This window comes from Neisseria sp. HMSC065D04, assembly GCF_001815675.1.
Taxonomy (GTDB): Bacteria; Pseudomonadota; Gammaproteobacteria; order Burkholderiales; family Neisseriaceae; genus Neisseria.
This window is the reverse complement of record NZ_KV821524.1, coordinates 38446-47832: the sequence shown is the minus strand read 5'-3', so window position 1 is coordinate 47832 and position 9387 is coordinate 38446. Positions and strand designations below refer to the sequence as shown.

The 9387-nt window shown below is 53.1% G+C and carries 9 protein-coding genes; 6 read left to right on the top strand and 3 right to left on the bottom strand.

Annotation, left to right across the window (positions count from 1 at the left end; all coding sequences use genetic code 11):
* Positions 1 to 350 precede the first annotated feature (350 nt).
* Positions 351 to 1160 (top strand): WaaS/CpsH family glycosyltransferase, encoded by an 810-nt coding sequence (locus tag HMPREF3050_RS08360; protein WP_241429705.1) that lies wholly within the window; start codon positions 351 to 353, stop codon positions 1158 to 1160.
* A 128-nt stretch (positions 1161 to 1288) separates the two neighbouring features.
* Positions 1289 to 2035 (top strand): 3-oxoacyl-ACP reductase FabG, encoded by a 747-nt coding sequence (gene fabG / locus HMPREF3050_RS08355; protein WP_009311008.1) that lies wholly within the window; start codon positions 1289 to 1291, stop codon positions 2033 to 2035.
* A 92-nt stretch (positions 2036 to 2127) separates the two neighbouring features.
* Here the strand turns inward: fabG and ispH are convergent, their stop codons facing one another.
* On the bottom strand, positions 2128 to 3096 hold the full coding sequence (gene ispH, locus HMPREF3050_RS08350) for a 4-hydroxy-3-methylbut-2-enyl diphosphate reductase (RefSeq protein ID WP_003756592.1): 969 nt from the start codon (positions 3094 to 3096) through the stop codon (positions 2128 to 2130).
* A 26-nt stretch (positions 3097 to 3122) separates the two neighbouring features.
* The gene (gene lspA, locus HMPREF3050_RS08345; RefSeq protein WP_070774428.1) at positions 3123 to 3641 is read right to left on the bottom strand and encodes a signal peptidase II; all 519 of its coding nucleotides are present in this window, start codon (positions 3639 to 3641) and stop codon (positions 3123 to 3125) included.
* A 252-nt stretch (positions 3642 to 3893) separates the two neighbouring features.
* On the opposite strand from lspA, the gene HMPREF3050_RS08340 reads away from it, so the two are divergent.
* Complete coding sequence (locus HMPREF3050_RS08340; protein WP_019270093.1) at positions 3894 to 4265, top strand: hypothetical protein; 372 nt, start codon at positions 3894 to 3896, stop codon at positions 4263 to 4265.
* 418 nt (positions 4266 to 4683) lie between these two features.
* Positions 4684 to 6105 carry a surface lipoprotein assembly modifier gene (locus tag HMPREF3050_RS08335; RefSeq protein WP_210399925.1) on the top strand — a complete coding sequence of 474 codons (1422 nt, stop codon included), beginning with the start codon at positions 4684 to 4686 and terminating at the stop codon, positions 6103 to 6105.
* Between the two features lie 91 nt (positions 6106 to 6196).
* On the opposite strand, the gene glnA is transcribed toward HMPREF3050_RS08335, so the two are convergent.
* A complete protein-coding gene (glnA, locus tag HMPREF3050_RS08330) occupies positions 6197 to 7615 on the bottom strand; it encodes a type I glutamate--ammonia ligase (protein ID WP_003764627.1) in 1419 nt (472 codons plus the stop codon).
* 243 nt (positions 7616 to 7858) lie between these two features.
* On the opposite strand from glnA, the gene aroE reads away from it, so the two are divergent.
* Together aroE and mtgA are read left to right on the top strand one after the other, a co-directional pair.
* On the top strand, positions 7859 to 8668 hold the full coding sequence (gene aroE / locus HMPREF3050_RS08325; RefSeq protein WP_070774426.1) for a shikimate dehydrogenase: 810 nt from the start codon (positions 7859 to 7861) through the stop codon (positions 8666 to 8668).
* Between the two features lies 1 nt (position 8669).
* A complete protein-coding gene (gene mtgA, locus HMPREF3050_RS08320) occupies positions 8670 to 9371 on the top strand; it encodes a monofunctional biosynthetic peptidoglycan transglycosylase (protein ID WP_003756572.1) in 702 nt (233 codons plus the stop codon).
* The last annotated feature ends 16 nt before the right edge of the window (positions 9372 to 9387 follow it).

Here is a 9387-nt window from a genome sequence, read left to right as displayed (position 1 = left end):
CTTGTCCTGATTTAAATTTAATCCACTATATTTATTCATCTGTATAACAATAATAAGTTGATGATTTTAAAATCAATAGGAGGACACACACCATGTCTCGGAAACCTATTATCCTATTAGGCATGTACCAAGTTAACGACATTTATAAATTGCTTATCCAAAATTTAGAAAAACAAGGATTTCAAGTTGTCGATATCAGCTACAACCATATCGCGCCCCCCTTCAAATATTCGTCTTTAAAAATGAGGCTGGGGGCATTCTGGTGCAAAAAAGTCCTGAAGCAGAAAAAGAAAAAAGAAATTTTGAGGAAAAAAGCCCGGCTTCGGCATTTCACGAAAATTTATCAAGAAATGATGGAGAAAATAAAAACATACGAGTATTTTGATTACGCATTGTTTTTAAACGGACAAATCTATCCGAAGTATCTGCTGGAACAGGTCAAGCGAAAAACCGAAAAGCTGATGGTGGCCTACCAATGGGACGGGTTGGACAGATTTCCCAAAATATGGGAGAGCATCGATATTTTCGACAAAGTGTATGCCTTCGATCCTGAAGATAACCGGAAATATCGCGATAAAGTCATTCCCGCCGCCAATTTTTATTTTGAAGTAGACCAACCAACCGATACCGACAACCGCTACGATTTTTATTTTCTGGGCTCGCATGTTCCCGATCTCGGCAGGGACAAAGCCATTTCGACTTTTTCCGAATATGCTGAAAAGAAAGGCTGGAAAATCGATTTCACGATATTCCATGTCAACGACGGCAGTTTGAACGAACATTCCGATGTTTATCCCGACAGTATCAAAGCGACGGCAGAGCCGCTCACGTTCGAGGACAACATCAAACGCGAAATGCAAAGCCGCGTCTTGCTGGATTTTAAAGCGGCGGTGCATACGGGTTTATCGTTTCGGACAATCGAGTCGGTCGGCTATCGGAAAAAGCTCATTACCACCAATGCCGAAGTTGCCAAATACGATTTTTATCATCCCGACAATATCTATATTTGGGACGGCAAAACCTTTGACGGCATGGAAGCGTTTCTCGACAAACCCTATCGCGAGTTGCCGCCCGAAATCTACCAAAAATACAGCTTCGACAACTGGTTGAGATACATATTGGATCTGCCTCCGTATCAAGAAATCACGTTACCCGAGTAAGCCTCTTCGAGGTCGTCTGAAAGCCTTTGATGTTTTCAGACGACCTCAAAAATTAGATTCATCACACTATTTATGCTATAAGGTCGTCTGAAATCAACAGACTCCATTCCCAAAACAAGGAAGTAAACATGAGCACACAAGATTTAAGCGGCAAAGTCGCATTGGTAACAGGCGCATCGCGCGGTATCGGCGCGGCGATTGCCGACACGCTGGCGGCGGCAGGTGCCAAAGTCATCGGTACGGCAACCAGCGAAAGCGGCGCGGCAGCAATTAGCGAGCGTCTGGCGCAATGGGGCGGCGAAGGCCGTGCATTGAATTCCGCCGAACCCGAAACCATCGAAAACCTGATTGCCGACATCGAAAAAGCGTTCGGCAAGCTGGACATTCTGGTCAACAACGCCGGCATCACCCGCGACAACCTCCTGATGCGTATGAAAGAAGAAGAGTGGGACGACATCATGCAGGTCAACCTCAAATCCGTGTTCCGCGCCTCTAAAGCCGTATTGCGCGGCATGATGAAGCAACGCGCCGGCCGCATCATCAACATCACATCCGTCGTCGGCGTGATGGGCAATGCCGGTCAGACCAACTATGCCGCGGCAAAAGCAGGCTTGATCGGTTTCTCCAAATCCATGGCGCGCGAAGTCGGCAGCCGCGGCATTACCGTCAACTGCGTCGCCCCCGGCTTTATCGACACCGACATGACCCGTGCGCTGCCTGAAGAAACCCGCAAAACCTTCGAAGCGCAAACTTCGCTGGGCAAATTCGGCGAAGCGCAGGATATTGCCGATGCGGTATTGTTCCTCGCTTCCGACCAAGCGAAATACATCACCGGTCAAACGCTGCACGTCAACGGCGGCATGTTGATGCCTTGATTCGGCTGGGAAAATCAAGAAGGTCGTCTGAAAACGGATTTCAGACGACCTTTTTGTTTTGCCGCTTGGATGAAAAGGCTGGGATAAACAGTTTAACCTTTGTTCAGTATCTGTTTGTTTTCGCCTTCGCGCCGCAGTTCTTTGGGGAGGACGAAGACGATGCTTTCTTCCGCGCCTTCGCCTTCGCGTATGGTTTCGTGTCCCCATTGCTGTATGGTTTGCAGGACTTCCCTGACCAAAACTTCAGGGGCGGATGCGCCGGCGGTTACGCCGACTTTGTGTTTGCCTTCGAACCATTCGCGTTGCAGGTAGCCGGCGTTGTCGACCATATAGGCATCGACGCCGCGTTGGGCGGCGACTTCGCGCAGGCGGTTGCTGTTGGAAGAGTTGGGCGAGCCGACGACGATGACGATGTCGCATTCTTCCGCCAATTCTTTAACGGCGGTTTGGCGGTTGGTCGTGGCGTAGCAGATGTCTTCTTTGTGGGGATTGCGGATGTTGGGGAAACGGGCGTTCAGCGCGGCGATGATGTCTTTGGTTTCATCGACGGACAGGGTGGTTTGGCTGACGTAGGCGAGTTTGTCGGGGTTTTTGACTTGCAGCCCGGCGACGTCTTCAACGGTTTCGACCAGTAGCATCCTGCCGGGCGGAAGCTGTCCCATGGTGCCTTCGACTTCGACGTGGCCTTTGTGTCCGATCATGATGATTTCGCAGTCTTGCGCGTCGAGGCGGGCGACTTCTTTGTGGACTTTGGTCACGAGCGGGCAGGTGGCATCGAATACGCGGAACCCGCGTTCGGCGGCTTCCTGCTGCACGGCTTTGGAGACGCCGTGTGCCGAGTAAATCAGGATGGCGCCTTTGGGTACGTCGGCGAGGTCTTCGATGAATACCGCGCCTTTTTCGCGCAGGTTGTCGACGACGAATTTGTTGTGGACGACTTCGTGGCGGACGTAAACCGGTGCGCCGAATTCTTCCAGCGCGCGCTCGACGATGCTGATGGCGCGGTCAACGCCGGCGCAGAAGCCGCGCGGGTTGGCAAGGATGATGGTTTTTTGGGTCATGTGTATGGTCCGGATTTCAGACGACCTTAAGGGTTGTCGGTTGTTGGTTCGTCGGTCGGTTTGGGTTGTTTTTTGTGGAACAGTCCGTCCAAAACCAATAAAACGGCGCCGACGCAGATAAAACTGTCGGCAACATTAAACGCGGGATAACTCCAATCCTTCCAGTAAAACAGTAGGAAATCAACCACATGACCATGAATCAAGCGGTCGATGGCATTGCCGAGCGCGCCGCCGATAATCATGGCGGCGCCGATTTTGCCGGAAAGGCGGAACTCGTCGCGCAGGATGGCGCGGGCGAGATAGGCGCTGATGACGAGTGCCAGCCCTAAGAAAAAGAATTTCTGCCAGCCGCCTTGGTCGGCAAGGAAACTGAACGCCGCGCCGGGGTTGTAGGCAAGGGTCAGGTCGAAGAAAGAGGGGATAATATTGAGGCGCTCGCCTTTTTGGAAGTGGGCGAGGATTTCCCATTTAGTCAGTTGGTCAAGCGCGATGCCCGTCAGCGCAATCAGCAGGTAGGCGGTTTTTTTGGAAAGGGAGGAAGACATTTGGTTGAAGCTGCCTGAATAAAAACAAAGCGGCTATTTTACCCGAAAGCGCAAAAGCCGTGTTTCAAAAGGTCGTCTGAAAACCTTTTATTACAGGCAAGGCGCAGGGTTTTGCAGGGTTATCGCAAAACCGCGTAAACGCTGCGCGCAAAAACATTGTCATACGTAAAACAAGGTTTATTTGCTTGATAGGGTGTTGCCTTGCCGATAACATGGCGGCGTTTTTATATGCCTTCCCCGAAAGGATACAGTATGGCTAAAACAAAATCTTTATTGGCAACCGGCATTTTGGCGCTTTTCTCCGCCACCGCCTTCGCCGCCCCGCTTCCTGCCGAAATTTACCTTCCCGCAGGCGCGCATACGGTTAAAGCCGACCGTCAGGGCAACGGCGAATTCGAATACGAAGCCGAGCTGCCCGCACGCGGCAACCCGATTCCGTCTTTGGCGAAAAAAGTCATCGCCCACGCGCGCAGCAAAGGTTTTCATGTGGTCGAATCTGAAATCAAACACGACGATGCCGATTTGAAATTCAAACGTGGCAGACAAGAATTGGACGTGTCCATCGAAAACAAAGGACACGGCCGCATCGAATACAAAGCTGATTTAGACTTGGACAAACGCTAAATCGATAAATACCGGAAAGGTCGTCTGAAAAGAGGTTTCAGACGACCTTTTTGCATGGTGGCTTTAATCATTTGTTTATGGTTTTTACAACATTTGCTTTATCCGTGAAAACCGTTCGGAAGAAAACACAGGTCGTCTGAAACCTCTTTTCAGACGACCTTTGCATAGGATTGGACAGACGGCATTCAAGCAGCAGGGTAGGGTGGATTCGCGTCGAATCAAAATAAAGCCGAATCATGCCGTATCGTTTTATTTGCCACCGCAATATTTTGTTTTACTGTAAAACACGGTAAAATCCGCGCTCAAAACAATATAAAGCAAAACCATGCCCGAAAGCACCAAAATGCCCGATATGGTTTCGCCTCAAATAAAAAACGCAGATTCATGCACCATTGCAACCCAAACGTCTTACGAAATCATGAAAACACTCTTACTCCTCTCCCTGCTCGCCGTGTCCGCAGCAGAAGCCGCCGACGTGCCGTCCGAGCCTCAAAACCAGCCTGCCCCCGAGTTGCAGGTCAAAACGGCAGAACCTGCCCCTGTCGAAGAAGCAGCGGCCAAACCTGCCGCCGAAACGTCGTCTGAAAAAGTCGTCAACGTCGATGCCAAAACCCTGCTCGACAATCCCCAATTGCTTTCCCGCGCCATGTATTCCGCCGTTGTGTCGCGCAACATCGCGGGCATCAAAGTCGTCCTGCCGATTTACGAACAATGGCCGGGACACGATAAAAACATGGCGCTTTACGCGCACGGCTTGGTTGCCCAAGACGAAGGCAAAATGAAAGAAGCCATCGGGTATTACCGTCAATTTATCGCTGAAAACCCTGATGCCCCCGTCGTCCGCTGGCAGCTTGCCACCGCTTTGTTTGAAGACAAGCAAAACGAAGCCGCCGCCGACCAGTTCGACAAACTCAAAACAGAAGCCAACCTGCCCGAGCCGCTCGTCAAAGGCATCGAATCCTACCGCAAAGCATTGCGCGAGCGCGATTCGTGGAAATTCAACGCCGGCTTGAGCGTTACCCGCGAACAAAACATCAACCAAGCCCCCAGCCGCCGCACATACGGCAACTGGACCTTCCCCGAGCCTATCGACGCCACCGCCATCAACTACCAACTCGGTGCAGAGAAAAAATGGTCGCTGCCCAAAGGCTGGTACGTTACGGCAGGCGCGGACAATTACGGCAAAATTTATCCCGAACAAACCAAGTATAACGACGTGACCACCCGCTTTTCGGTAGGCGCAGGCTACGCCGACCAGCGCAACGACATCGGCTTGACCCCGTTCCACGAACGCCGCTTTTACGGCAACGACCCGTACACCTACTCCAGCGGTGCGCGCCTGCACGTCAACCGCTGGTGGCAGCCTAAGCTGCAAACCTTGAGTGCCGTTGAAATGGGTCGTCTGAAAAACACCCGCCGCGCCAAATCCGACAACAACAACCGCCTGTTGAGCAATTCCGTCGTCTATTACCGAAACACCCGCCAATACTGGGTCGGCGGTTTCGACATTTATCAGGAACGCAATAAAGAAGACAAATCGGACAGCTTCGACCGTTACAGCCTCCGTACCGCATGGGGGCAGGAATGGGGCAAAGGGCTGTCGACTATGTTGCGGCTGAGTGCGGCGCAACGCCGTTATCAAACGCCCAGCCTTTTGAGCGGTCAGGAAAACCGCCGCGATAAAGAAGCGGATATTTCGCTCGCCGTGTGGCACCGCGCTTTCCACTTCAAAGGCATCACCCCGCGCCTGACCGTCGCCCACCACAAAACATGGAGCAACGACAAATATTACGAATACGGCAAAACCAGAATGTTTGTCGAATTCAGCAAAACGTTCTGACAGTTTGCTTTGAACGATAAAAAAGGTCGTCTGAAAACCTTGTTTCTAGGTTTTCAGACGACCTTTCATTTAGTCCGACAGGAAATGCGGATTACAGGCTGTAATACATTTCAAATTCCAACGGGTGCGGCGCCATGCGGATGCGGCGTACGTCTTCTTCTTTGAAGGCGATGTAGCTATCGATCCAGTCTTTGCTGAACACGCCGCCGCGCAGCAGGAATTCGTGGTCGGCTTTGAGGGCGGCGAGGGCTTCTTCCAAAGAGGCGCAGACGGTTGGGACGAGTGCGTCTTCTTCCGGCGGCAGGTCGTAGAGGTTTTTATCAGCAGGGTCGCCCGGGTGGATTTTGTTTTGAATGCCGTCCAAACCCGCCATCAGCAGGGCGGCGAACGCCAAGTATGGGTTGGCGGTCGGGTCGGGGAAGCGCGCTTCGATGCGGCGTGCCTTGCTGCTGTTCACGGATGGGATGCGGATGGACGCGGAACGGTTTTTGGCAGAGTAGGCAAGCTTGGTCGGCGCTTCGAAGTGCGGCACGAGGCGTTTGTAGGAGTTTGTGGACGGATTGGTAATCGCGTTCAGGGCTTTGGCGTGTTTGATGATGCCGCCGATGTAGTAGAGCGCGGTGTCGCTCAAGCCGGCGTAGCCGTCGCCTGCGAACAGGTTTTGACCGTCTTTCCAGATGGATTGGTGGACGTGCATGCCGCTGCCGTTGTCGCCCATGATGGGTTTGGGCATGAAGGTAGCGGTTTTACCGAAGTTGTGGGCGACGTTTTGGATGACGTATTTCATGTCCTGGGTTTGGTCGGCGCGTTTGACCAGAGTGGCGAAGCGCGTGCCGATTTCCATTTGGCTGCCGGTGCCGACTTCGGCGTGGTGGACTTCGACTTCGATGCCGAGTTCTTCCAAAATGTTCACCATGGCGGAGCGCAGGTCTTGTCCGGCGTCAATCGGGGCGACGGGGGCGTAGCCGCCTTTGACGGCGGGGCGGTGGCCGGTGTTTTGACCGTCCATGTGCAGGCCGCTTGCCCATGCGCCGCTTTCGGACGTGATTTCGTAACGGGTTTTGTGCATATCGGTTTCAAACTCTACGCCGTCGAAGACGAAGAATTCGGGTTCGGGGCCGAAGTAGGCAGTGTCGCCGATGCCGGAGGATTTGAGGTAGGCTTCGGCGCGGCGGGCGATGGAGCGCGGGTCGCGGTCGTAGCCTTGACCGTCGGCAGGGTCGATGACGTCGCAGGTGAGGACGACGGTGGTGTCGTCGTAGAAGGGGTCGATGAAGGCAGTCGCGGGGTCGGGGCGCAACTGCATGTCGGATGCCTGAATGCCTTTCCAGCCGCCGATGGACGAGCCGTCAAACGCCTGACCGTTTTCAAACCACTCTTCGGGGTCGTCGAGGACGATGCGGGCGGGGACGGTGAAGTGGTGCTGCTTGCCTTTGGTATCGGTGAAGCGCAAATCTACGAAGCGGGCTTCGCTTTCTTCAATCAGTTTTACTGCGTCTTTGATAGACATTTTCGGCTCCTAATGGGAAGTAACGGATACGCAATCTCGCGGAAAATCTGCTGCATTTTATCATGCCGAAGGTCGTCTGAAACCGCAAATCCGTTAAATTTCTGACTTGCGGAATATAGTTTCAGACGACCTGATTGTCAACAATCCGATGCGTATTTGGATTTATTGGAAAACAGCGGTATGAGGCGGCAAAGGCGGTTATAATGGGCGGTCTTTGCATTTGTCCTGCCGGATAGGATTTTTATGAACACTGCTCCCCGTTATGCCGTTTTCGGCAACCCCGTCGCACACAGCAAATCGCCGCAAATCCATCGGCAGTTTGCTTTGCAGGAAGGCGTTGAAATCGAATATGAACGCATTTGCGCCGACATCGGCGGTTTCGCGCAGGCGGTTGAAGCGTTTTTTGCCGACGGCGGACGCGGCGCGAATGTTACCGTACCGTTCAAACAGGAAGCGTTTGCCTTGTCGGACGAACATTCCGAACGCGCTTTGGCGGCGGGTGCGGTCAATACGCTGATTTTGCTGGGAAACGGTAAAATACGCGGCGACAATACCGACGGACTCGGACTGACGGACGATATTGCAAAAAGGCTGGGCGTAGAGATTTCCGGCAAAACCGTCTTACTGTTCGGCGCGGGCGGCGCGGTGCGCGGCGTCATTCCCGTATTGAAAGAATACCGCCCCGCGCGCATCGTTATCGCCAACCGAACCCATGCCAAAGCAGCGGAAATGGCGGCGCATTTCGATATAGATGCCATCCCTTTGAATGAACTGGAAGGCGGCTTCGACATCATCATCAACGGCACATCCGGCGGCTTAAGCGGACAGCTTCCCGCCGTATCGCCCAAAGTCTTTGAACATTGCACCTTGGCTTACGATATGGTTTACGGCGAAGCGGCAGAGCCGTTTTTAGCGTTCGCCCGCCAATCAGGCGCCAAAAAAACCGCCGACGGATTGGGCATGCTGGTCGGACAGGCGGCAGCTTCCTATCGGCTTTGGCGCGGCTTTGCGCCCGATGTCCTGCCCGTCGTCCAATATATGAGAGAGTTATAAAATGTTCCGCATCATCAAATGGCTGATTGCCCTGCCTTTGGGCGCATTTATCTTTTTCAACGCTTATGTGTACGGCAACATCATCACTTACCGCGCCGTCGCGCCGAACAAAACCGCCTTCATGGCGATGCGGATGCGGCAGTTTCAAAGCGAAGGCAAAGATGTCGCGCTCGATTACCGCTGGGTACCTTACGACCGCATTTCGGTCAACCTGAAAAAAGCACTGATTGCCTCCGAAGACGCCAAATTCGCCGAACATGGCGGTTTCGACTGGGGCGGCATCCAATACGCCATCAAACGCAACAAACAAAGCGGTGAAGTCAAAGCAGGCGGCTCGACCATCAGCCAACAGCTTGCCAAAAACCTGTTTTTGAACGAAAGCCGCAGCTATATCCGCAAAGGCGAAGAAGCCGCGATTACCGCGATGATGGAAGCTGTTACCGACAAAGACCGCATTTTCGAGCTGTATCTGAACGCCATCGAATGGCACTACGGCGTATTCGGCGCAGAAGCCGCGTCCCAGTATTTCTATAAAAGACCCGCCGCCAACCTGACCAAACAGCAGGCCGCCAAACTCGCCGCCCGCGTCCCCGCGCCGCTGTTTTACGCCGACAACCCCAAAAGCAAACGCCTGCGCAACAAGACCAACATCATCCTGCGCCGCATGGGTTCGGCGGAGCTGCCCGAAAGCGATATGGATTGAGGTCGTCTGAAAATCA